This is a genomic window from Xenorhabdus sp. XBWT (genome assembly GCF_059072735.1).
Genome location: NZ_CM180990.1, coordinates 2,844,127 through 2,867,471, shown reverse-complemented (window position 1 = coordinate 2,867,471; position 23,345 = coordinate 2,844,127). Strand labels below are relative to the sequence as shown.

At 46.3% G+C, this 23,345-nt stretch carries 20 protein-coding genes; 3 read left to right on the top strand and 17 right to left on the bottom strand.

Annotated features, from left to right (window positions below):
• Positions 1-5 precede the first annotated feature (5 nt).
• The 13 genes from nuoM to hexA form a co-directional block, all read right to left on the bottom strand.
• Complete coding sequence (nuoM, locus tag AC5JQI_RS12440; RefSeq protein WP_493912391.1) at positions 6-1,526, bottom strand: NADH-quinone oxidoreductase subunit M; 1,521 nt, start codon at positions 1,524-1,526, stop codon at positions 6-8.
• A gap of 19 nt (positions 1,527-1,545) precedes the next feature.
• On the bottom strand, positions 1,546-3,393 hold the full coding sequence (gene nuoL / locus AC5JQI_RS12435; protein WP_493912390.1) for an NADH-quinone oxidoreductase subunit L: 1,848 nt from the start codon (positions 3,391-3,393) through the stop codon (positions 1,546-1,548).
• Positions 3,390-3,692: an NADH-quinone oxidoreductase subunit NuoK gene (gene nuoK, locus AC5JQI_RS12430; RefSeq protein ID WP_092548866.1), complete on the bottom strand. Its 303-nt coding sequence runs from the start codon at positions 3,690-3,692 to the stop codon at positions 3,390-3,392. The genes nuoL and nuoK overlap by 4 nt, the downstream gene beginning before the upstream one ends.
• Entirely contained in the window at positions 3,692-4,219 is a 528-nt protein-coding gene (gene nuoJ, locus AC5JQI_RS12425) for an NADH-quinone oxidoreductase subunit J (RefSeq protein ID WP_237387384.1), read from the bottom strand. Before nuoJ ends, nuoK begins: the two co-directional genes overlap by 1 nt.
• A 12-nt stretch (positions 4,220-4,231) precedes the next feature.
• The gene (gene nuoI, locus AC5JQI_RS12420; RefSeq protein WP_045958195.1) at positions 4,232-4,774 is read right to left on the bottom strand and encodes an NADH-quinone oxidoreductase subunit NuoI; all 543 of its coding nucleotides are present in this window, start codon (positions 4,772-4,774) and stop codon (positions 4,232-4,234) included.
• Positions 4,775-4,792: 18 nt separating this feature from the next.
• On the bottom strand, positions 4,793-5,767 hold the full coding sequence (gene nuoH / locus AC5JQI_RS12415; protein WP_493912389.1) for an NADH-quinone oxidoreductase subunit NuoH: 975 nt from the start codon (positions 5,765-5,767) through the stop codon (positions 4,793-4,795).
• Positions 5,767-8,490 carry an NADH-quinone oxidoreductase subunit NuoG gene (nuoG, locus tag AC5JQI_RS12410; RefSeq protein WP_493912388.1) on the bottom strand — a complete coding sequence of 908 codons (2,724 nt, stop codon included), beginning with the start codon at positions 8,488-8,490 and terminating at the stop codon, positions 5,767-5,769. The genes nuoH and nuoG overlap by 1 nt, the downstream gene beginning before the upstream one ends.
• 60 nt (positions 8,491-8,550) lie before the next feature.
• The gene (gene nuoF / locus AC5JQI_RS12405) at positions 8,551-9,915 is read right to left on the bottom strand and encodes an NADH-quinone oxidoreductase subunit NuoF (RefSeq protein WP_237387388.1); all 1,365 of its coding nucleotides are present in this window, start codon (positions 9,913-9,915) and stop codon (positions 8,551-8,553) included.
• Entirely contained in the window at positions 9,912-10,457 is a 546-nt protein-coding gene (gene nuoE / locus AC5JQI_RS12400) for an NADH-quinone oxidoreductase subunit NuoE (RefSeq protein ID WP_092548879.1), read from the bottom strand. The genes nuoF and nuoE overlap by 4 nt, the downstream gene beginning before the upstream one ends.
• 2 nt (positions 10,458-10,459) lie before the next feature.
• The gene (gene nuoC / locus AC5JQI_RS12395; RefSeq protein WP_237387389.1) at positions 10,460-12,259 is read right to left on the bottom strand and encodes an NADH-quinone oxidoreductase subunit C/D; all 1,800 of its coding nucleotides are present in this window, start codon (positions 12,257-12,259) and stop codon (positions 10,460-10,462) included.
• 75 nt (positions 12,260-12,334) lie between these two features.
• Positions 12,335-13,009 carry a NuoB/complex I 20 kDa subunit family protein gene (locus tag AC5JQI_RS12390; protein ID WP_092548886.1) on the bottom strand — a complete coding sequence of 225 codons (675 nt, stop codon included), beginning with the start codon at positions 13,007-13,009 and terminating at the stop codon, positions 12,335-12,337.
• Positions 13,010-13,024: 15 nt separating this feature from the next.
• Entirely contained in the window at positions 13,025-13,468 is a 444-nt protein-coding gene (locus AC5JQI_RS12385) for an NADH-quinone oxidoreductase subunit A (RefSeq protein WP_237387390.1), read from the bottom strand.
• A 724-nt stretch (positions 13,469-14,192) separates the two neighbouring features.
• Positions 14,193-15,185 carry a transcriptional regulator HexA gene (gene hexA / locus AC5JQI_RS12380; RefSeq protein WP_237387391.1) on the bottom strand — a complete coding sequence of 331 codons (993 nt, stop codon included), beginning with the start codon at positions 15,183-15,185 and terminating at the stop codon, positions 14,193-14,195.
• A gap of 796 nt (positions 15,186-15,981) precedes the next feature.
• On the opposite strand from hexA, the gene AC5JQI_RS12375 reads away from it, so the two are divergent.
• Both AC5JQI_RS12375 and yfbR read left to right on the top strand, forming a co-directional pair.
• Positions 15,982-17,196, top strand: a complete 1,215-nt coding sequence (locus tag AC5JQI_RS12375; protein WP_323854049.1) for a pyridoxal phosphate-dependent aminotransferase — start codon at positions 15,982-15,984, stop codon at positions 17,194-17,196.
• 248 nt (positions 17,197-17,444) lie between these two features.
• Positions 17,445-18,026: a 5'-deoxynucleotidase gene (yfbR, locus tag AC5JQI_RS12370; RefSeq protein WP_493912387.1), complete on the top strand. Its 582-nt coding sequence runs from the start codon at positions 17,445-17,447 to the stop codon at positions 18,024-18,026.
• 62 nt (positions 18,027-18,088) lie between these two features.
• On the opposite strand, the gene AC5JQI_RS12365 is transcribed toward yfbR, so the two are convergent.
• From AC5JQI_RS12365 to yfbV, 4 genes are all read right to left on the bottom strand, one after another.
• The gene (locus tag AC5JQI_RS12365) at positions 18,089-19,918 is read right to left on the bottom strand and encodes an SLC13 family permease (protein WP_493912386.1); all 1,830 of its coding nucleotides are present in this window, start codon (positions 19,916-19,918) and stop codon (positions 18,089-18,091) included.
• A gap of 166 nt (positions 19,919-20,084) precedes the next feature.
• A complete protein-coding gene (locus tag AC5JQI_RS12360; RefSeq protein WP_272903079.1) occupies positions 20,085-20,744 on the bottom strand; it encodes a sugar phosphatase in 660 nt (219 codons plus the stop codon).
• A gap of 21 nt (positions 20,745-20,765) precedes the next feature.
• The gene (locus AC5JQI_RS12355; RefSeq protein WP_493912385.1) at positions 20,766-21,260 is read right to left on the bottom strand and encodes a YfbU family protein; all 495 of its coding nucleotides are present in this window, start codon (positions 21,258-21,260) and stop codon (positions 20,766-20,768) included.
• Between the two features lie 150 nt (positions 21,261-21,410).
• Entirely contained in the window at positions 21,411-21,866 is a 456-nt protein-coding gene (gene yfbV / locus AC5JQI_RS12350) for a terminus macrodomain insulation protein YfbV (RefSeq protein WP_493914671.1), read from the bottom strand.
• Between the two features lie 259 nt (positions 21,867-22,125).
• Between yfbV and ackA the strand changes: the two genes are divergently transcribed.
• Complete coding sequence (gene ackA, locus AC5JQI_RS12345) at positions 22,126-23,328, top strand: acetate kinase (RefSeq protein ID WP_493912384.1); 1,203 nt, start codon at positions 22,126-22,128, stop codon at positions 23,326-23,328.
• The last annotated feature ends 17 nt before the right edge of the window (positions 23,329-23,345 follow it).

Below are 23,345 nucleotides of genomic sequence, written 5' to 3'. Positions count from 1 at the left end.
GCGAATTACGGCCTTGTAGTTAAAAGTGAAGCTGAATACCAATTCTGGATGTTGCTCATCGCTGCGGCTGAAGTATCAAGGATTGGTTGTGGATAAACTCCCAAGATCACCAGCAAGACGACCAGTAACAGCAGAATGGAGATTTCGCGGGCATCCATTTGCGGTAGCGGTTTATCTGTTTTTGGCGTGCCGTAATAAGCCTTCTGCATCAAATACAGTGCATAAACAGACGCAAAAACTAAACCGAATACGGATACCGTAGTAATCAGGGTGAATTTACTGAAGCTACCGAACAGGATCATGAATTCACCGACAAAGTTACCGGTTCCCGGCATACCTAATGTGGCTACCGCGAAAAACAGGGATATCGCTGGCAGCAATTGAATTCTTGACCACAAACCGCCCATTTGACGCATATCACGGGTATGCAGGCGTTCATATAATTGACCACACAGAATGAACAGGCCAGCGGCTGACAAGCCATGGGCGATCATTTGGATAACCGCGCCCTGATAAGCCAATTGACTACCCGTATAGATGGCGATAAGAACAAAGCCCATGTGGGAAACACTGGTATAGGCAATCAGACGTTTAATGTCAGTCTGGCTAAAGGCCATCCATGCACCGTAGAAAATTCCGATAACCCCGAACCACATCGCAATCGGGGCAAAGTCCGCAGAAGCTTGTGGGAACAGTGGCAAGCTGAAACGCAGCAAACCATACGCCGCTGTTTTCAATAAGATCCCTGCAAGGTCAACTGAACCCGCCGTGGGTGCCTGACTATGCGCATCCGGCAACCAACCGTGCAGAGGGACTACCGGCATTTTCACGGCAAACGCAATAAAGAAACCCAACATCAGCAAGTATTGGATGGTATATGACATTGGCGTATTCAACAGTTTTTCATAGTTGAATGACCATTCACCCGTTGCATCATGGTAAATGAAGGCCAGCGCCAAAATCGAAATCAACATCACAAGACCACTGGCTTGGGTATAAATGAAGAATTTCGTTGCCGCTGTGATACGGGTTTTACCTTCCGATCCCCTGTGACCCCAAAGTGCGATCAGGAAATACATCGGAACCAGCATCACTTCCCAGAAGAAGAAGAACAAGAACAGGTCGATGGCAAGGAAAACCCCCATTACACCACCGAGTATCCATAGCAGGTTCAGATGGAAGAAGCCTTGATATGGCTGGTTTTCATTCCACGAACAGAGGATTGCCATCAGACCCAGCAATGCGGTCAGCACGACCATCAGCAAGGAAAGCCCATCCAGTGCCAGATGGATACTAATGCCAAAGCGGGGTATCCACGGCAGCAGGAATTCTGATTGCCACTGTGGAATACCCTGCGGATTGGTGAGTGTATAACCGCCCTGCAACCACAAGTGCAGGGAGAGTAACAGCGTCAGTCCCATCGCCAGAAGCGCTATCCAACGCGGCATACGGGTGCCGAAGCGCTCTGCCTGCCAGCACAGCAGGCCTCCGATGAAGGGCAGAAGAATTAGCCAAGGTAGTAGCATGGCGCAATGTGTCCCTTAATTAAACCAAAAGCAGCAGAGCTAAAACCAGCACTGCACCCAACCCCATAGAGGTAGCGTACCAACGGACTTGTCCGTTCTCACTCCAGCGAAGACCTTTATTGCCCCAACGTGACAATACAGCAGGAATGTTCATCAGTGAGTTCAAAGGGTCACTTTGCAATAAGTTGGTAAGGCCTTTGAATGGTTTCACGAATACCCAGTCATACAGCGCATCAAATCCCCATGCATGAAACCACCATACAGAGAAGAAACGACCCGGTGCACTGTTTGCTGTGGCATTAACCACACTGCGTTTGCCAAGATACAGCGCTGCCGCCAGTAAGATACCGATAACGGCAACCACACCAGAAACAACTTCCAGCATCATTTTTCCGTCATGCCCTGCATTGCTTTCTGGCAGAACACCCGCCAATGGAAGCTTAATCAGCGTACCACCAATAAAGGTGGACAACACCAGCAGTACTGACAGTGGCAAGGTATGGGTAATGCCCTTGACCGGATGAGAATGGGTATTTTCTTCACCGTGGAACACAATGAAGATCATGCGGAAGGTGTACAGGGATGTCATCAAGGCCCCAATCAGCCCCGCCAGCATCAGGTTCATATGACCATTTGCCAGTGCGCCCCACAGGATTTCGTCTTTACTGTAGAAACCTGCGGTCAATAAAGGCAGAGCCGAAAGCGCAGAACCACCCACGAGGAAGCAGAGATAGACAAACGGAATACGCTTGCTCAGACCCCCCATTTTGAAGATGTTCTGTTCATGATGGCAGGCCAGAATCACTGACCCAGAGGCAAGGAACAGTAATGCTTTGAAGAACGCATGAGTCATCAGGTGGAAAATGGCTGCATCCCACGCTTGCACACCCAATGCCAGAAACATGTAACCTATCTGGCTCATGGTGGAATAGGCCAGAACGCGTTTGATATCAGTTTGTACCAGCGCAGCAAAACCCGCCAACAGTAAGGTCACCGCACCAATGATGCCCACCAGATGCAAAATATCCGGTGCCATCAGGAACAAAGCATGGCTGCGTGCAATCAGGTAAACACCGGCGGTAACCATTGTTGCGGCGTGGATCAGGGCAGAAACCGGAGTTGGGCCTGCCATCGCATCCGCCAACCACGTTTGTAATGGTAACTGCGCCGATTTACCCACTGCACCACCCAGAATCATCAGGGTTGCCCAAGTGATCGCGGTCGAACCTGCTTCGATATGTTGTGGAGCCAGTACTGCCAATTCACGGAAACTCAGCGTACCGAGCTGGTCATAAAGAATAAACATACCGATGGCGAGGAACACGTCACCCACACGGGTCACGATGAAGGCTTTCATTGCTGCTGCGCCATTGGCCGGGGTTTTGTAGTAGAAACCAATCAACAGATAACTGCACAGCCCCACACCTTCCCAACCGAGGTACATCAGCAGCATGTTATCAGCCAGCACCAATACCACCATGCTGGCGATAAACAAATTGGTATAAGCAAAGAAGCGGGAGTAACCCTCTTCACCACGCATATACCATGAGGCATAAATATGGATCAGGAAACCGATGCCAGTCACTACACTCAGCATGGTCAGTGACAAACCGTCCAGTACTAAATTAACGGGGATACTGAAATTATCCACCGCCATCCAGTTCCATAATGTCTGGCTGTAAACCAGCCCCCCTGCCCCATCTTGGGAAAGGAAATCTATGCCGGCCCAAAGTGTGACCAACGCTGCCAACCCAACAGAACCAATCCCAATGGTGGCTGACAGATTTTCAGACCAGCGGCCACGGGAAAATGCCAGTAGCAAAAATCCCAGCAGTGGCAGCAGAATTGTTAAATAGAGTAAGTTCATCCGCGCATCTCACTGACATTATCAATATTCAGGTTTTGGCGACGTCGGTGCAACTGTAGTAACAGTGCCAAACCGATGCTCGCCTCGGCGGCTGCCAGAGTGATGGCCAGAATGTACATCACCTGACCATCAGGCTGGAGCCAATAGCTGCCGGCAACGACAAATGCCAGCGCTGAAGCATTGATCATAATTTCCAGACCAATCAGCATGAATAGCAGATTGCGGCGGATAATCAGACAGGTGAAGCCCAATGTAAACAGAATGGCCGCCAGAATAAGACCATGGTCTAAGGCTATCATTATTGTTCCTCCGTACGATTGCTGATTACTTCACCTTGCCGGTTTTCACGACCAATATGGTAAGCCACCACCATTCCGGCCAACAGCAACAAGGATGCCAGTTCGACAGCCAGTACATAAGGGCCGAACAAACTGATTCCCACCTCTTTGGCACTGACCACTTCACCTGTGATTGCCACAGATGGCAGAGTGCTGATGGCATAAACCAGCACGATCAGCAGAGCAATAGACAAGATGGACGGCCCTATCCAAGTACGGGGCTGCAACCATGATCGTTCTTGTTCAACGACCGATTTTCCTAAGTTCAGCATCATCACAACAAAGACGAATAACACCATGATCGCCCCTGCGTAAACAATAATCTCCAAAGCACCGGCGAAATAAGCACCCAGAGAGAAAAACACGACAGACAATGCCAGCAAGGAGATAATCAGGTACAACAGCGCATGTACCGGATTAGTGTGGGTTATCACCCTGAGTGTTGCGAGGATGGCAACCAGCCCTGCGACATAAAATGTAAATTCCATAAATATCGCTCCTTACGGCAACAGGCTTTTAACGTCGATAGGTTTGGCCTCATTATCAGCTTCACCTTTATCCTTGCCGTCAATTGCCATGCCTGTCTTGCGGTAAAAGTTATAGTCAGGATACTTGCCCGGCCCTGAAATCAGCAGATCTTCTTTTTCGTAGACTAAATCCTGACGCTTGAATTCACCCAGTTCAAAATCCGGCGTCAACTGAATAGCGGTAGTCGGACAAGCTTCTTCACACAGGCCGCAGAAAATACAACGCGAAAAGTTGACTCGGAAAAATTCTGGATACCAACGACCATCTTTATGCTCGGCTTTTTGCAGTGAGATACATCCCACCGGACATACTGCCGCACACAAGTTACAGGCGACACAACGCTCTTCACCGTCAGGATCACGCGTCAGAACGATACGCCCACGGTAACGGGGTGGCAGATAAACCGGCTCTTCCGGATACATTTTTGTTTCGCGTTTATGGAAGGCATGAAGCCCTATCATCCAAATACTGCGTACCTGGGTGGCGAAACCGACCACTAACTCTTTCAATGTCATGGTTCAATCACCCCTTTATTAAGCGTTGTATAGAATAACTGCGGCAGTTGCCAGCATGTTGAGTAACGTTAACGGCAGGCAGACTTTCCAGCCAAACGACATCACCTGGTCATAACGAGGGCGCGGCAATGCAGCACGGATCAGGATGAACATCATCATGAAAAAAGCTGTTTTCAGCGCAAACCAGATGAATGGAGGCAAGAGAGGCCCATTCCAGCCACCGAAGAACAGTGTGACGATTAAGGCTGATACCGTCACAATAGCGATATATTCTCCCACAAAGAACAGACCGAATTTCATGCCTGAGTACTCAACATGATAACCGTCGGCCAGTTCCTGCTCTGCTTCCGGCTGGTCAAAGGGGTGGCGGTGTGTCACCGCCACCCCGGCAATGGCAAAAGTCAGGAAGCCAAAGAACTGAGGAATGATATTCCAGACATGTTGCTGTGAATTTACGATATCCACCATGTTAAAGGAGCCTGCTTGTGCCACAACCCCCATCATGGACAGACCGAGAAACACTTCATAGCTCAATGTCTGTGCTGATGCACGCATCGCGCCCAGCAGGGAGTATTTGTTGTTACTCGCCCAGCCAGCAAACAGCACAGCATAAACGGCCAGACCTGCCATCATCATGAAAAACAGGATACCGATGTTCAGATCTGCCACCATCCATGTTGGGCTTACTGGCACGATGGCAAAAGCCAGAAGTAATGAGCAGAATGCAATAACAGGGGCTAAAGTGAAAATGGCCCGATCAGCGAAGCGGGGTGCCCAGTCTTCTTTAAAGAACATTTTGAGCATGTCTGCGACAAGCTGTAATGAACCGCCCCAACCTACACGGTTTGGCCCGTAACGGTTTTGGAACAGACCAAGAATGCGGCGTTCAAAGAAGCTCATGAATGCTCCGCAGACAACCACGACCAGAAGAATCACAGCCGCTTTCAGAACAGCAATCAGGATTTCAACCACATCGGGAGTAAGCCAACGCATTATGCAACCTCCCGCAAGTTATTGACTGATTTTCCTGCCAGAACCGGTGGAATTCCCGGCATTCCCAGCGGCAGACCAACTTGCCCCTGAGCCAGATTGGCGCTCAAGCGCACTGCTAAACGCAGTTGTTGCCCTTCACAATCAAATTCCATCACGGCTCCTTCTGTTACATTCAAATGTTCTGCATCTTTATGATTAATCATCACATATGGATCAGGCATACGATCCTGTATCACATCAGAACGCTGTGACAGTTCATCACTGCCGAACAAATGGAAATAAGGCGCAACATGCCATTGATTTTTTTGTGCGCTGAATGCGGTTGGAATACTGTCGAAATAATTCAGCCCGCCATCAACGGCTTCAATCAAACGAACACCCGGATCACCAAAGCGCAATTTGCCACCCACTTCAGCCTGAAATTTATTCCACGCCTGTGGTGAATTCCAGCCGGGTGCCCATGCAAACGGAATTTGTTGACGTGGCGCAAATGGGCTGTTGTTTCCTTCCATTGAGAAAGCAAATGCGGTGTCGATATCCTGTGGCTGGCGTTGCTCATGAACGCTGACATCAGCCAACATGGCGGTACGACCACTATAACGATGAGGTGAACGTGCTAATTTTTGCCCACGGACACGGAATGTGGCATCTGGTGCCGCATTAACGATGCCTTTGAATTGTGGCATCGCTTTGACACAGGCTTCAATAACATGGTCAAGTTGCGTCCAGTCAGTCTGACATTGTGTGTAAGTAGTATACAGGGAGTGCATCCAGCGCCAGCTTTCCAGCATAACGATGGATTTGTCATAGAATGCAGGTTCATAAACTTGGAAATAGCGCTGGGCGCGACCTTCCTGATTCACCAGCGTACCATCACTTTCTGCAAAACTGGATGCTGACAGGATTAGATGAGCCTTGTCCATAATGGCTGTGCGCTGATGGTCAACAACAATCAGATTTTTAAGGCTATTCAGTGCATTATCAATTTTATCCGCTGGCGCATGACGATAGAGATCGTTTTCCACCACAATCGCAGTATCTGAATCCCCTTTGGCTATACGTTGTAAAGCAGCATCCAATGGCTGTGCTTCCATCATCGCCAGACCAAGACTATTGGCATACGCGGCTACATAAGAAAGACCAACATTTGCACCTTTATCTTTCAGTGCCCATGCAATATTGGCTGCTGCCTGAATCAGGGCATCGCTACCTGTGTTGCTGCCACTGATAATTAATGGTTTTTTCGCGTCACTCAATGCCTGAGCGATGATTTCCACTTTCGATTGCAGCTCATCCGGCAAGTCATTGACAGCTGGCGCAATATTGTTCAGGGCATGTGCCACTGCAAAACCAAAACGAGCCTGATCATCAACGGGTGCGTGATAACCCCACGCGGCAACATCATCCAACCGAGTATCATCAACACTGGTCAGGAACAGAGGATATTTGGCATGCTGGCCGATATTCATGACCGCCGCGATTTGCCAGTCTGCCACTTTTTGGGCCGCTGCCATCTCACGGGCCTTGCCCTTCACTGCCTGACGCACTGATAACGCCATGCGAGCCGCAGTTTGAGTTAGGTCTTCACCTAACACCAGCACCGCATCATAATCTTCAATTTCACGCAGGGAGGGTGTATACACGCCACCTTGTTGGAGGATCTCCAGCATCATGTCAAGACGGTGTTGTTCTTCTGCTGAAATACCGCTGTAGAAGTTTTCTGCGCCAACTAATTCACGCAAAGCAAAATTACTTTCAATGCTGGCACGTGGCGAGCCGATGCCAATGGTTTTTTTCGCCTGACGCAATATATCTGCGCCTCCTTGCATAACTTGATCCGCATTCAGCGAAATCCACTGATCACCACGTAATTGTTGTGGCTGGCGAGGACGGTCGTCACGATTGACATAGCCATAACCAAAGCGCCCACGGTCACACATAAAGTAATGGTTAACCGTACCGTTGTAGCGGTTCTCTATGCGGCGCAATTCACCATAGCGTTCTCCGGGACTCGTGTTACAGCCGATGCTGCACTGCTGGCAGATGCTTGGCGCAAACTGCATGTCCCATTTACGGTTGTAGCGTTCTGAATGGGTTTTATCGGTAAACACCCCTGTCGGGCAAATTTCGACAAGGTTACCGGAAAATTCACTTTCCAGCGTGCCACTTTCAGTGCGGCCAAAATAAACGTTGTCATGAGCACCGTAAACGCCTAAATCCGTTCCGTCCGCATAATCTTTGTAGTAACGAACACAACGGTAACAGGCGATGCAACGGTTCATTTCATGGGCAATAAATGGACCCAATTCCTGATTTTTGTGAGTACGCTTGGTAAAACGGTATTTACGGAACGAGTGCCCGGTCATTACCGTCATATCCTGCAAATGGCAGTTTCCTCCTTCCTCACAAACAGGACAGTCGTGAGGATGATTAGTCATCAGCCATTCCACAACACTTGCGCGGAACTGCTTTGCTTCTTCATCATCAATGGAAATATACGTGCCATCTGTCGCAGGTGTCATACAAGACATCACCAGACGACCGCGCGTATCTTCTGCGTTCTGATATTGCTTTACCGCACACTGGCGGCAAGCTCCAACGCTTCCCAGCGCCGGATGCCAGCAAAAATAAGGTATATCAAGCCCCAATGAGAGGCAGGCTTGTAACAGGTTATCAGCCCCGTTTACATCATAATCTTTGCCGTCTACATGTATCGTAGCCATAGTCAGCATGCTTCCCAGTAGCCCACCGCAGCAGGCGTTAGTCAAAAAATAAAATCAACCCTACCAACGCTGCTTAAGCAGATTCGGTTGAATACCCGCAATCAGGCTGGTATTGCCATAATCTTTAGTGACAATGCCGGCTTCGAATTCTTCACGGAAATATTTGATGGCACTCTGCAAAGGCTCTACGGCACCTGGCGCATGGGCGCAGAATGTTTTTCCCGGGCCGAGGAAACGGCAGAGTTGCTCCAATGTTTCGATATCACCCTGCTGACCTTTGCCATTTTCAATGGCCCGGAGAATTTTGACACTCCACGGCAAACCATCGCGGCATGGCGTACACCAACCACAGGATTCACGAGCAAAAAACTCTTCAAGGTTGCGAGTCAAGGAAACCATGTTGATCTCGTGATCCACCGCCATCGCCAGTGCCGTTCCCAGACGACTGCCCGCTTTGGCGATACTTTCGAAATCCATTGGCAGATCAAGATGATCTTCTGTCAGAAAATCTGTTCCCGCACCACCCGGCTGCCATGCTTTGAATTTCAGGCCGTCACGCATACCACCTGCGTAATCTTCCAGAATTTCACGGGCTGTTGTACCGAAAGGGAGTTCCCAAAGACCCGGATTCCTGACCCGACCAGAAAAGCCCATCAATTTAGTTCCGGCATCTTTACTTTTGCCTTCGCTCAAACCGATATACCAATCTTTACCGTGTTCGAGAATCGCGGGCACATTGCACAGGGTTTCAACGTTGTTTACACAAGTTGGCTTACCCCAGACGCCCGATGTCGCAGGGAATGGCGGTTTTGAACGGGGATTCGCGCGACGCCCTTCAAGGGAGTTAATCAATGCGGTCTCTTCACCACAGATATAACGTCCCGCGCCGGTATGAACAAACAGTTCAAAATCAAAACCACTCCCTAAAATATTCTTGCCGAGAAATCCCGCAGCCTTGGCTTCTTCAATGGCTCTGCGCAAATGAACGGCTGATTCGACATATTCACCGCGCAGGAAGATGTAGCCACGATAGGCTTTCAGCGCAAACGCACTGATTAACATCCCTTCCACCAGCAGGTGAGGCAGTTGTTCCATCAACAGACGATCTTTGTAAGTACCCGGTTCCATTTCATCTGCATTACACAGCAAATAGCGGATATTCATACTTTCGTCTTTTGGCATCAGGCTCCATTTCAAGCCTGTAGAGAAACCCGCACCGCCGCGGCCTTTTAAGCCCGCATCTTTCACCAGTGAGGTAATTTCATCAGGAGCCATGCCCTTCAGTGCTTTTTCAGCGCCCTTGTAGCCATTTTTGCTTCGGTATTCATCCAACCAAACAGGTTGCTGGTCATCACGCAACCGCCATGTCAGGGGATGAGTTTCCGCTGCGCGGATAATTTCTTTCACTCCTGAATGCGTTGTCATGGATACTGCTCCAGTAATTTTTCAATTTCTTCGGGTTTTAAGTAACTGTGAGTGTCCTCATCAACCATCATGGTCGGTCCTTTGTCACAATTACCCAGGCAGCAGGTTGGCAACAATGTGAAACGCCCATCTGCCGTAGTTTGCCCCGGACGAATGTTCAAATGCGATTCTATCGCCGCCTGAATGCCCTCATAACCCGTGATGTGACACACAACGCTGTCGCAGTAACGGATAATGTGACGCCCTACTGGCTGGCGGTAAATCTGGCTGTAAAATGTTGCCACACCTTCCACATCACTGGCCGGAATACCCAACACCCCAGCAATAGCATAAATGGCGCCATCAGGCACCCAACCACGCTGTTTCTGCACAATTTTCAGCGCCTCAATTGACGCAGCACGCGGATCTTCGTAGTGGTGTTTTTCCTGCTCAATGGCATCACGTTCTTCAGCACTCAATACAAACTCATCCGGTGTCTGAGCGTCCGTTACGTTAACCACATCAAGGCGTGCTTGCTTGTTTGCGTTAAATTCACTTTGCATCGTTAGCGATCCACATCAGACATAACAAAATCGATACTGCCCAGATAGACGATAAGGTCAGAAACCAGACTGCCGCGGATCACCGATGGAATTTGCTGCAAGTGCGCAAAACTTGGTGTACGGATGCGGGTGCGGTAACTCATGGTGCTACCATCACTGGTCAGGTAATAACTGTTGATACCTTTAGTTGCTTCGATCATCTGGAATGATTCATTGGCAGGCATAACCGGCCCCCATGACACTTGCAGGAAGTGGTTAATCATGGTTTCGATATGCTGCAATGTACGCTCTCTCGGCGGCGGTGTAGTCAGCGGGTGATCAGCCTTGAATGGCCCTGCCGGCATATTTTTGAGGCACTGTTCAAGGATGCGCATACTCTGGCGGATTTCTTCCACTTTCAGCATCACACGGTCATAGCAATCGCCGTTGTAGCCTGTCGGGACTTCAAAATCGAAATTTTCATAACCGGAATACGGACGCCATTTACGCACGTCAAAACCAATACCGGTTGCACGCAGCCCCGCTCCGGTAACCCCCCAATCCAGAGCCTGTTTAGAATTATAAGCAGCCACGCCAACAGAACGTCCTTTCAGGACGCTGTTTTTCAGCGCTGCTTTGACATAGGAATTCAGACGTTTCGGCAGCCAGTCCAACAATTCACGCAGAAGTTTTTCCCAGCCCCGAGGTAAGTCATGGGCGACACCACCGATACGGAACCACGCCGGATGCATACGGAACCCAGTAATTGCCTCAACCACATCGTAAACTTTCTGTCGGTCAGTAAAGGCAAAGAAGACGGGGGACATTGCACCAACGTCTTGGATGAATGTACTGATATAAAGCAAGTGGCTATTGATGCGGAACAGCTCAGACAGCATGACACGGATCGTTTTCACGCGATCCGGCACCTCAATGCCAGCCAGTTTCTCAACGGCCAGTACATAAGGCATTTCGTTGACACAACCGCCCAGATATTCGATACGGTCGGTATAAGGTATATAACTATGCCATGACTGACGTTCACCCATTTTTTCAGCGCCACGGTGGTGGTAGCCAATGTCAGGTACACAATCAACGATTTCTTCGCCATCAAGTTGCAGAACAATACGGAATGCACCGTGAGCAGAAGGATGGTTCGGGCCGAGGTTGAGGAACATGAAATCCTCATTGTCAGTGCCACGCTTCATTCCCCACTCTTCTGGTTTGAAAGTCAGGGCTTCCATTTCCAGATCTTCTTTCTGCTTAGTCAGAATGAAAGGATCAAATTCTGTCGCACGCGCGGAATACTCTTTGCGCAGCGGGTGACCTTCCCATGTCGGTGGCATCAGGATGCGACGTAAATTAGGATGACCATTGAATGTAATGCCGAACATTTCCCATGTTTCACGCTCATACCAATTAGCATTCGGGAAAAGTGACGTGATGGTCGGGATATTCAAGTCTTGTTCAGCGAGCGCGACTTTCAACATAATGTCACGGTTACGCTCAATAGAAATCAAGTGATAAAATACTGAAAAGTCGGCAGCCGGCAGCCCTTGCCGATGAGAACGCTGACGCTCATCAACACCATGTAAGTCAAACAACATGACATAAGGTTTGGGCAGCTTTTTCAGAAACGTTATTACTTCCAGTAATTGCCCTCGCTTAACCCAAACAACAGGTATACCGGTACGGGTAGGCTGGACAGTAAAGGCATCCGGGCCAAATTGACGATTAAGCTCGCTCACAACAGGATCATCAAGGTGATCCCGTGTCTCCCAAGCTGGTCGGGCGCTTTCTTGCGCTATCTGATCTGTCATCATTTTTCACCACAACGCTTGATCAGGGTTTTTGTGATCGCAACACATTGCTCTGGTTACGCTATATGGCTAAAAGCCTTAAATTTCGTCTGGAGTACGCAGATTTTTCACTGCAATACGTTCACCACGCTTCCGTTCTCTTTCTGATTGCATATTTGCGCGGTAAACCCCCTGATCGCCAACAACCCATGACAGTGGACGGCGTTCTTTGCCTATAGACTCCTGTAACAGCAACAGAGCCTGCATATAGGCTTCTGGGCGGGGAGGACAGCCAGGAATATAAACATCGACAGGGATAAATTTATCGACCCCTTGAACTACGGAGTAAATATCGTACATACCACCGGAATTTGCACAGGCTCCCATTGAGATCACCCACTTAGGTTCCAGCATTTGGTCGTACAGACGCTGGATGACTGGTGCCATTTTGACGAAACAAGTTCCGGAAACCACCATGAAATCAGCCTGACGGGGAGATGCCCGCAGCACTTCTGCCCCAAAACGAGCAACATCGTGAACGGCTGTAAACGACGTCACCATTTCCACATAACAGCAAGAAAGGCCGAAGTTATAAGGCCACAGAGAGTTTTTTCTTCCCCAGTTCACCATGTCATGTAGCGCATTTTCTAATTTACCCATATAGACACTGCGGTGAACGTGCTGCTCCAGGGGATCACTGACAATCTCCTGTTTTTGCAGGGGATAACGGTCATTCTCACCGTTCGGATCTATGCGGGTGAGCGTATAATCCATCTTTATGCCTCGCTATTACTGCATGTGACTGTTGTTGGTATAAGTGTCAGCACTAGGTTTACTGACTTGACGTTTTGAACGTGCTGGCGTCCAGTCCAACGCACCAATGCGCGCCAGATAAACCAAGCCTGCCAATAACACCAGAATGAAAATGCTTGCCTCAGCAAAGCCCAGCCAGCCACTCTCTTTGATAGAGACGGCCCATGCATACAAGTAAAGGGCTTCAACGTCGAAGATGACAAAGAACATGGCGACCAGATAAAACTTCGCCGACAGGCGGAGACGAGCACTACCGACAGAATCGATACCTGATTCATAAGGTACGTGTTTTGCTCTGGCTTTCGCTCGGCCTCCCATGAAGTATCCGCCCAGTAACATGAGCGCGCACAAACCAAGGGCACCTATCAGGAAAACCGCAAATGCCCAGTTATGGGCTAAAATTCCAGTGGATGTAGACATACTCGTTGCTTACTCATCAAAAGTGGCGTCAAGGTATCTGCTCTTTTTTCCGGCAGTATTGCACCACATCGATTCATGGGAAGGGATAACAACCAAATCTGAAACAGCGCTAATCAATCTCTTCCATCGCTTGAATCGTCTTGGTTTTTATTCCTCTCAACAATATTTTGCCGCAGCGGCAAAAGTGCTTACACATTTATTTACAAACGAAAAACCATTAATTAACAGATTGTGCTGGCATACCGCTAAAACGTGTCAGTAACGTAATAAAACAACAACCTGACATAACTAGTCTAACCGATAACTCGAGTTTACTACACCATTATCGCAGGAAAAACCTGTCTTTCCACTGTGAGACTGAGAGTATTTTTATGATCAAACGCACAGTTTCACTGAAAAACATTCAATAGTTGAATGAATATCATTCAACTATTAATGAATTGCTTCTAAAAAGAACTATTTAACTGCGATAAAGCTGCTATTTCTGAAAATAAATTTATTTTATCAAGTTAGGAAAATAAAATTTGTTAACACAACAACATTCTTTTAACTAAAATTCGAAAGTGATAGGAAAATTAATAGGGCTTATTTCTGATTGGAAATATAAAAAATGGAAATGGAAACTTAGGAGGAGAAAGACTATTTAATAAATAATGAACAAAATGAACAACAGGCTAATATTTCCACATAAAATGGAAATATTAGCCTATAAAACACATGATGCTTATTCGTCTATATTTTCGACGGAGGTTTCATCAACTGATTCAGCTGATTTTACAAGATCAATGGAATCAATAGATTCATCCATTTGGTCGGATTCATCAGCTTCAACAGGCGTTACGGTATAAGGTGTTTTCTTGTTTTCTATTGCATCAAAAACAGTCAGAACCGATTCATTTTGTTCGTTACTGTTACGATATAAGAAAAATTGAATTTCCGGCAAGCGCGGTAATCCTTCACTTTCACCCAGAATTCTTAGATCTGCATTATGCATTTCCAGAGGGCGGGCAGTAATGCCTACTTCTGCATTCACAGCCGCACGAACAGCAGACAGGGAGGCTGCTTCATATGCAATGCGCCATGAAATACCTGCCATATCCAGCGTCTCCAGAGCTATTTGACGGAATGGATTAGTTTCATCCATTACAACCAATGGCACGGGTTCGTTAGTTTGCAATTGGAAATCTGGCGCACAGTGCCATAAAACAGGGGAAGAACGTAGAATTGTTTTAGGATGTTGGTTAATTTTCGCTGTGGTTAATGCCAAATCAATCTCATGGTTATCCAGCATGCTTTCAATAAATTGAGCGCGTTTAATCCGCACATCAACAGCGACACGTGGATAGACAGAGGCAATACGGTTCAATAAGAAAGGAAGAAGCGTATCAACCGCGTCATCTGATACACCTATTCTTAATTCACCGTCTGCATCATTGTAAGTTAATGATGCTGTTGCATCGTCATTGGCACGGAGGATCTGACGTGCATAACCAAGAAGTTGAAGCCCATGCTCAGTCAAAAGCTTATTACGCCCGTGGCGAGCAAATAATTCTCTCCCCACAAGATGCTCTAACCGCTGCATTTGCTGACTCACAGCCGATTGCGTTCTAGAAACAGCTGCTGCTGCTGCTGCAAAAGTATTTAAGTCAGCAACGGCAACAAAAGTTCTTAGCAGATCGAGATCGAGGTTTATTATCTGACGATTTGCATTTATCATTGTTTATTCATCACTTTTTTGATTTTAATTACTAACTAACCTGGTGTTTTTACTTCAGCAGTATCAAATAAAATAATACCGATTGTGACATTACTCTACTCTATTAAATAGGGCAAAGGTTTACTGAACTTTTTTTACTATTTAGATCATCATGGGGTTTTATTTTCTCCTTTACTTAACAAAATTTATGCAACCCAAAAATAAATTAGATATAAAACCCTATTTACATCACATAATCACCAAATTCCATTACAAACATTCTTTTTCTGACTTGCTTCAAAGAACAACTTAACCTGAATTAGGAAAGCTTAAAACAATAAAATAATATTAGCATTGTTAATGATTTAGCATTCCCATTGAATAAGCCTCAAAATGTTATGGATAAAAACTCAAAAAGATTATCGAAGTATCATGTTATAAAACCTAAATTAACTTTACGTCAACAAAGATAAATTATAAGAATACATTATACAAACCTTCTTACTTTTATTGACAATTCGAGATTTATTGAACAAATTCACGAAAACACCACCGTCAAAATGTCATCCTGCTTACTTTGTGCAAACTAAAAACCCGCCATTATCAAGAATAAAATCCCTACATAACTTCAACATAAAGATCAATATACTAATATATGACATTATTTCAGAGAGCAAACTAATGCATTTATTCTTAAAACAACCGTTTTAACCAAAGATATCAAAGTCTCTTCAAAAGACAGAGCGAGAAGAGTACATTGATCATTACAGTTTTTATGCCGGGTATCATCCATTTTGCCGAGAGGTTAAGGCACCCTATGTTTTCAATTAATAAATCCAGCAAATTAGATAATGTCTGTTACGACATCCGGGGGAATACCCTCAAAGAAGCCAAGCGACTTGAAGAAGAAGGCAATAAGGTTCTGAAATTAAACATTGGTAATCCGGCTCCATTTGGCTTCGAAGCACCAGATGAAATTTTAGTCGATGTTATCCGCAACCTGCCGACAGCCCAAGGTTACTCAGATTCAAAAGGGCTATATTCTGCGCGTAAGGCAATCATGCAGCATTATCAAGCCAGAAATATGCTGGATGTTACCGTTGAAGATATATTTATTGGCAATGGTGTTTCTGAACTTATTGTTCAATCCATGCAAGCCCTGTTGAATACAGGTGACGAAATGCTGGTTCCTGCTCCTGATTATCCTCTTTGGACTGCAGCGGTGTCACTTTCCAGCGGCAATGCCGTCCATTACCTGTGTGATGAACAGCAAGGCTGGTTCCCTGATTTAGATGATATCCGCCGTAAAATTACTCCGCGTACCCGTGGCATTGTTATTATTAACCCGAACAATCCGACCGGTGCGGTATATAGCAAGGAATTACTGCTTGAAATAGTGGAAATAGCCCGCCAGCATAATCTGATTATTTTTGCCGATGAGATTTACGACAAAATTCTTTACGATGATGCCCAGCATCACTCTATTGCAACATTAGCGCCTGACCTCTTTACTGTGACCTTTAATGGCCTGTCAAAGACTTATCGTGTTGCCGGTTTTCGTCAGGGCTGGATGGTCTTGAATGGCCCGAAAAAACAGGCCAAAGATTATATTGAAGGGTTGGAAATGCTGGCATCAATGCGCCTGTGTGCCAACGTACCGATGCAACACGCTATTCAAACAGCATTGGGTGGCTATCAAAGTATCAGTGAATTTATTTTTCCAGGTGGTCGACTCTATGAGCAACGCAACCGCGCATGGGAATTGATTAACCAGATCCCCGGTGTTTCCTGCGTAAAACCAATGGGCGCACTCTATATGTTCCCGAAAATAGACACCAAACGTTTTAATATTCATGATGACCAGAAAATGGTATTAGACCTCTTACTACAGGAAAAGGTTTTACTGGTTCAGGGTACTGCATTTAACTGGCCGGAACCCGATCATTTCCGCATCGTTACATTGCCGCATGTAACTGACTTGCAAATGGCCATTGAGAAGTTTGCTCGTTTTATTGGTAACTATCGCCAATAACCAGAACATTAATCATTCAGATGCCTATTTCAATAAATATTAATACTATAATGAAATAGGCTCTTATTTCTTACTGATCTCTATTTTTCCGTAAACTAATTTTTCAGAAATGAATATCTTCGCTATTTTTCAAATTACAGATTGGAAGATAAAAGGGATATTTCGGAGAAATTTAATACTAAAATAGGTTTACTTCCCTTCTCCGTCCGCCCACAATTAATCACATGATCCCGCTGTAAGAGAAAATCATGAGCCATTTTTTCGCCCAGATATCCCGCCTAAAATTAATCAACCGTTGGCCGCTTATGCGAAATGTACGTCCAGAAAATGTTTCGGAGCACAGTTTGCAGGTTGCTTTTGTCGCACACGCACTGGCGGTAATCAAAAATCGTAAATTCAACGGCAATGTCAATGCAGAACGAATAGCTCTGCTCGCAATGTATCACGATGCCAGTGAAGTAATTACAGGGGATTTACCCACTCCAATTAAGTATTACAATCCGCAAATTGCTCATGAATATAAGCAAATAGAAAAAATCGCCCAAAAAAAATTACTGGATATGTTACCAGTTGAATTGCAGGATGATTTTCGCCCTATTCTGGATGAGCACCATCATACCGAAGAAGAAAACAGCATTATCAAGCAGGCAGATGCGTTATGTGCTTACTTAAAATGCCTTGAAGAACTTTCGGCAGGCAATAGCGAGTTCAATCAAGCCAAAACCCGTCTGGAAAAAACACTAACAAAACGCCACAGCGAAGAAATGGATTATTTTATGGATATATTTGTACCCAGTTTCAGCCTCTCTCTTGATGAAATCAGCCTATGAACCTAGTTTCGTTCAGCTAACAATTTGCTCGGTTGTGCTAAAAATTATCAGATACCGAAGCATTAAAATGGAAAAAGTACCGGAATAATCGCGATGCTAATTCCCATGACAATAAATGTGAAAGGTATACCAATCTTCAGAAAATCTGCAAATCGATATCCCCCGGGTCCCAGTATCAATGTATTAACGGGAGATGAAACAGGTGTCATAAATGCCGCCGATGCTGCTACACCAACAATCATCGCAAAAGGCAGTGGGGAAACAGACATCTGGTTTGCTGCTGCAATGGCAATCGGTGCCATTAATACCGCCGTCGCGGTATTGGAAATAAACAACCCGATGACAGCACAAAGCACAAACAGACACATCAGCATCACCTTCGGTCCCAAATCGCCTGCGATATCCATTAATCCACGGACGATTAGCTCAATGCCTCCCGTTTTCTGCAATGCCAGTGCAAAAGGCATCATGCCGACAATCAAAATAATACTCGGCCAGTGGATTGCTCTATAAGCACTCTCCATATCAATACAGCGAAATTTTCCCATCAGCAGACAAGCAATCAGCGCAGCAATAAAGTTCGGAATTTCATTGGTCAGCATCATGCCAACCATCAAGGCGAGGCAAAACAGCGCATGAGGTGCCTGTGATGCAGCAGGAGCGGCGCTTTCTACCTCAGCAGGTAGATTCAGGACAATAAAATCCGGTGTTTTCGTTTTCAATGCACGAACCAGCCTCCAGTCGCCAATGACCAGCAACATATCACCAAGTAACAGAGGTTCATCGACTAATTTCCCTTCCAGCGCCTTGCCACCACGGCGGATACCTACCACATTAAGGCTATAGCGTGTACGGAATTTCATGCTACGCAAGGATTGCCCCAATAAATCCGATTCAGGTATCACGGAAATTTCAGCCATACCAACATCGCGGGACTGCGATGAAAAATATTCCCCGCGTAATACCATCGGTTCTAGCTTCTGCTCACTACAAAATTCCCGTAAATCGATATCACTTTCAGACATATCCACCAACAGAACATCTTGCCGCTGAAACTCAATATTCCCAGTGGCTGCAATCATCACTCTGCGGAACTTACGCCAGCGTTCAATGCCAATAACGTTGGCACCATAACGGGCACGTAATTTCAGTTCATCCAGTGAATGGCCAATCAAGGGTGAATTTTGACGAATTGCAAGACGACGGGCACGACCCGATAATTTATAGTCACGGATCAAATCACGAAATGTGCGATGATAGCGTTCGTCGACTGTCTGCTGAGTTTCTCCTCCCAGCCAGCGACGGGCGATCAACATATAAACCACACCTGCCAGCAACACTAAAATACCTATCGGTGTAATGGAAAAAAAATCAAAGCCCCGCAGGCCTTCACGCACCAGTTCACTGTTGACAACCATATTGGGCGGCGTAGCAACCAATGTCATCATGCCACTGATTAAACCTGCAAACCCCAATGGCATCATCAGCCGTCCCGGAGAAGTTTTCATTCTGGCTGCCACGCTTAAAACAACTGGAATGAAGATTGCCACAACCCCGGTTGAACTCATGAAAGCTCCCAGTCCAGCAACCGAGAGCATTAACCAAACCAGCATCTTGGTTTCACTGTTGCCAGCAACACGAACCAGCCAGTCCCCCATCTGATAGGCAACACCTGTCCTCACCAGCCCTTCGCCAATAATGAACAGAGCGGCAATCAACAACACATTGGGATCACTGAAACCGACAGTGGCTTCACTTAATGTCAGAGTGCCACTCAAGACAAATGCGATGATCACCAATAAAGCCACAACATCCATTCTGACTTTATTGGTGGTGAAAAGCACAATAGCTATTAATAACAGGGTTAATACCCACAACAGTTCGCTATTCAATCTGGCCCCTATCAACGATACCTTTGAACGATACAAACGCTAATAGAGTAAGTAGACCATTTTTATCAGGGAAAATACCACGTTACGATCAATAAACTCCCTGATTTTTGGCATATGCCCGTGCGTTATCTTTCACATTGATGCTTTGCCGGCTGCAATTCAAAATTTACTCGGTATAAATTGAGACATAACCGCCGGATTTAACGATTTCAATATCTTCCAGATTCGTGATCGTCAAATGGATTTCATCACGGCGGGGAATATCCGGTGAATCGTGGACTACCACCACTTGGCAACCAGCATCCAGACCCGCATGAATCCCCGCAACAGCATCTTCAAAGACAACACATTCTTCTGGCAGCAATCCCAGCTTCTGGGCACCCAATAGATAAGGTTCAGGGTTTGGTTTTCCATTCTTGACAGATTCAGCCGTCACCCAATGGGCAGGTTCCGGTAACTCCGCAACCTTATGGCGCGCAGAAGCAAGGGGAACCGTTCCCGATGTCACTATTGCCCACGGAATATCCAACGCATTCAGCTTATCAATCAGGGCAACAGCTCCAGGTAAAGCAGTAATGCCTTCCGTATCTTCTGTTTCGAGTTTTTCTATCCATTTGAAAGTGCTTGCTATCTCTTCTTCACTGGCATCAGGCATAAAATGACGCAATGATAATATTGCCGGAGTACCATGAACATAGTGCAATACTTCATTCCGATCGATACCCATTTTATCGGCAAACTGTATCCATGCCCGCTCAACTGCGGGCAGTGAATCAATCAGCGTACCATCCAAATCAAATAAAAAACCTCTGCATTTCAGTACCAAGCCCGACTCCTTCAAACGCGGCTATGCGTTAATAATTTGACCAATCTCCACGGCACTCAGATGGTATTGACGAGGGCAAGAGAGCCAAAGCGCCAACATCCGCTGATACTTATCCCACATCGGTGTCTGGGCATTGAAACCGTGACTGCCGGAATCAAAATGAGTATAGCGTCCTTCTGTATTTACCATAAAACGAACATAAGCAAGATAATGCGGTTCTGTCGCCGCATCAAAGCCTAAAAATGCAATGCGACGTTCATCCAGCTCTTGTTTGTCTTTAAGATTACTCAATGAAACGTGCAACGCATGATACATTTCCATAATATTAATAATGGTGCGACAAGTCTCTTCCGGTAACTCACCAAAATCGCGATCCAACTCACGCAATTGTAGACCAAAACCCCTTTCGATAATGGTCTGGTAACGGCGATAACGCTCAGCATGTTCAGGTTCCAGTATAGACATCAGTTTGTATTGGTTGGAGAGGATTAAACGTTGTGCATGGGTCATTTCCATTGTGGAACTCCTTGAGGAAAGGGAACTATCTTGACCGCATCATCGCACTACCCATTTTTTATGAGTAGCGCAAAACAACACTTTATTGATCTGAACGGGGAGTTTATGGATTAATTGATTCAGCCACCGCCATAATGAGCTTCCGGCGGTTTAAATATCATCAAGAAAAGAGTTGTCCAACTGCTTGAATGCACGTTTAAGCAATTCAGCCAACGAGAAATAGGTTGGGATATTTTCCACAGGTGCCATTGCTATTCCTGCTTCTGCAAACTTTTCCCTGATTTCATAAAACCATTTCAGCAATCCTTCCGGCAAAGGTGTTGCTGCTCGTTTTCCCAGCCACCACAATCCTTGCAGCGGTAAACTACAAGCAAACAATGCCGTTGCAACCGATGGGCCTAACTGACCACCCAGTGCAATTTGCCATGTCAGCGTAAAAATTGCTAATGGCGGCATAAAACGAATACCAAAGCGAGTTGCCTTAATCACACGGTTTTCTGGAAACACAGGTGCAAGCTGCTTTTCCAGTGGCCATGTTTTCAGATATTGCTGCCCTAACTGCATTCGCTTAAACCAACCTTGGTTGACAGGGGGAGTCGTATTCATCATGACCTCAATCAATTAAAGGTATAGTTTTTAAAAAATCTCTACAAAAGATAAAATCTTTTTTGTAGTATTAATACTATTAAGTATATTTTGTCTTTATTGCTAGCAAACGGTATCCTACACAGACTTTTATGTTGTTGCAGCAGCAAAACAGAAATTTTGGCCTTTTTAGCAACAATCAGGTTCGTTTGTTAACAAATTATTTTTTTAACATTGTTCTTATTTAAGATTAGATCACAACAAGATAATAGGTATTTCCATGTCAAGTAAGCTGGTACTGGTTCTTAATTGCGGTAGCTCCTCCCTGAAATTCGCTATCATCGACCCTTCCAATGGTGAAGAATATCTTTCTGGTTTAGCAGAGTGCTTTAGCCTGCCTGAAGCCCGTATTAAATGGAAAATGGATGGCGCGAAAAATGAAGCTGCTTTAGGTGCCGGCGCAGCACACAGCGAAGCGCTGAACTTCATTGTTAATACTATTTTGGCTGAAAAGCCAGAACTTTCCGCACAAATTTCAGCCATCGGTCACCGTATCGTGCATGGTGGCGAGAAATTCACTTCATCCGTGATTATCACCGATGAAGTTATCGAAGGCATTGAAGCAGCGATCCCATTCGCACCACTGCACAACCCTGCTCACCTGATCGGTATTTCAGAAGCGAAAAAAGCATTCCCTCATCTGGTTGAGAGAAACATTGCTGTATTTGACACCGCATTCCATCAGACTATGCCTGAAGAAGCATACCTGTATGCACTGCCTTATAACCTGTACACAGAGCATGGAATCCGTCGTTACGGCGCACACGGTACCAGCCACTTTTACGTTTCACGTGAAGCAGCCAAGGCTTTGAACAAACCAGTTGAAGAACTGAACATCATCACCTGCCATCTGGGCAATGGTGGTTCTGTTTCTGCGATTGTTAACGGTCAGTGTGTTGATACTTCCATGGGCCTGACGCCACTGGAAGGTCTGGTTATGGGTACCCGTAGTGGTGACATCGATCCAGCTATCGTATTCCACCTGCACGATGCGATGGGCATGACTGTGGCTCAGATCAATACCCTGCTGACCAAAGAGTCTGGCTTCCAGGGCCTGACCGAAGTGACCAGCGACTGCCGTTACGTAGAAGATAACTACGAAACCAAAGCTGACGCTAAACGTGCCATGGACGTTTACTGCCACCGTCTCGCTAAGTACATCGGTGCTTACAGTGCACTGATGGAAGGCCGTCTGGATGCAATCATCTTCACCGGCGGTATCGGTGAAAACTCCGCACTGGTACGTGAACTGACCATTAAGAAAATTGCTCTGCTGGGCTTCGAATATGATCACGAACGTAACCTCGCTGCGCGTTTCGGTAAATCAGGCGTTATCACCACTGATAACAGCCGCCCTGCTTTGGTTATCCCAACCAATGAAGAATTGGTAATCGCTCAGGATTCAGCACGCCTGACTGCATAAGCAGCATGATTTTCAAG

Excerpts from the sequence above, each read along its gene's own strand:
- nuoM (WP_493912391.1), bottom strand. The coding sequence starts at position 1,526 with ATGCTACTACCTTGGCTAATTCTTCTGCCCTTCATCGGAGGCCTGCTG.
- nuoL (WP_493912390.1), bottom strand. The coding sequence starts at position 3,393 with ATGAACTTACTCTATTTAACAATTCTGCTGCCACTGCTGGGATTTTTG.
- nuoK (WP_092548866.1), bottom strand. The coding sequence starts at position 3,692 with ATGATAGCCTTAGACCATGGTCTTATTCTGGCGGCCATTCTGTTTACA.
- nuoJ (WP_237387384.1), bottom strand. The coding sequence starts at position 4,219 with ATGGAATTTACATTTTATGTCGCAGGGCTGGTTGCCATCCTCGCAACA.
- nuoI (WP_045958195.1), bottom strand. The coding sequence starts at position 4,774 with ATGACATTGAAAGAGTTAGTGGTCGGTTTCGCCACCCAGGTACGCAGT.
- nuoH (WP_493912389.1), bottom strand. The coding sequence starts at position 5,767 with ATGCGTTGGCTTACTCCCGATGTGGTTGAAATCCTGATTGCTGTTCTG.
- nuoG (WP_493912388.1), bottom strand. The coding sequence starts at position 8,490 with ATGGCTACGATACATGTAGACGGCAAAGATTATGATGTAAACGGGGCT.
- nuoF (WP_237387388.1), bottom strand. The coding sequence starts at position 9,915 with ATGACAACGCATTCAGGAGTGAAAGAAATTATCCGCGCAGCGGAAACT.
- nuoE (WP_092548879.1), bottom strand. The coding sequence starts at position 10,457 with ATGCAAAGTGAATTTAACGCAAACAAGCAAGCACGCCTTGATGTGGTT.
- nuoC (WP_237387389.1), bottom strand. The coding sequence starts at position 12,259 with ATGATGACAGATCAGATAGCGCAAGAAAGCGCCCGACCAGCTTGGGAG.
- AC5JQI_RS12390 (WP_092548886.1), bottom strand. The coding sequence starts at position 13,009 with ATGGATTATACGCTCACCCGCATAGATCCGAACGGTGAGAATGACCGT.
- AC5JQI_RS12385 (WP_237387390.1), bottom strand. The coding sequence starts at position 13,468 with ATGTCTACATCCACTGGAATTTTAGCCCATAACTGGGCATTTGCGGTT.
- hexA (WP_237387391.1), bottom strand. The coding sequence starts at position 15,185 with ATGATAAATGCAAATCGTCAGATAATAAACCTCGATCTCGATCTGCTA.
- AC5JQI_RS12375 (WP_323854049.1), top strand. The coding sequence starts at position 15,982 with ATGTTTTCAATTAATAAATCCAGCAAATTAGATAATGTCTGTTACGAC.
- yfbR (WP_493912387.1), top strand. The coding sequence starts at position 17,445 with ATGAGCCATTTTTTCGCCCAGATATCCCGCCTAAAATTAATCAACCGT.
- AC5JQI_RS12355 (WP_493912385.1), bottom strand. The coding sequence starts at position 21,260 with ATGGAAATGACCCATGCACAACGTTTAATCCTCTCCAACCAATACAAA.
- yfbV (WP_493914671.1), bottom strand. The coding sequence starts at position 21,866 with ATGAATACGACTCCCCCTGTCAACCAAGGTTGGTTTAAGCGAATGCAG.
- ackA (WP_493912384.1), top strand. The coding sequence starts at position 22,126 with ATGTCAAGTAAGCTGGTACTGGTTCTTAATTGCGGTAGCTCCTCCCTG.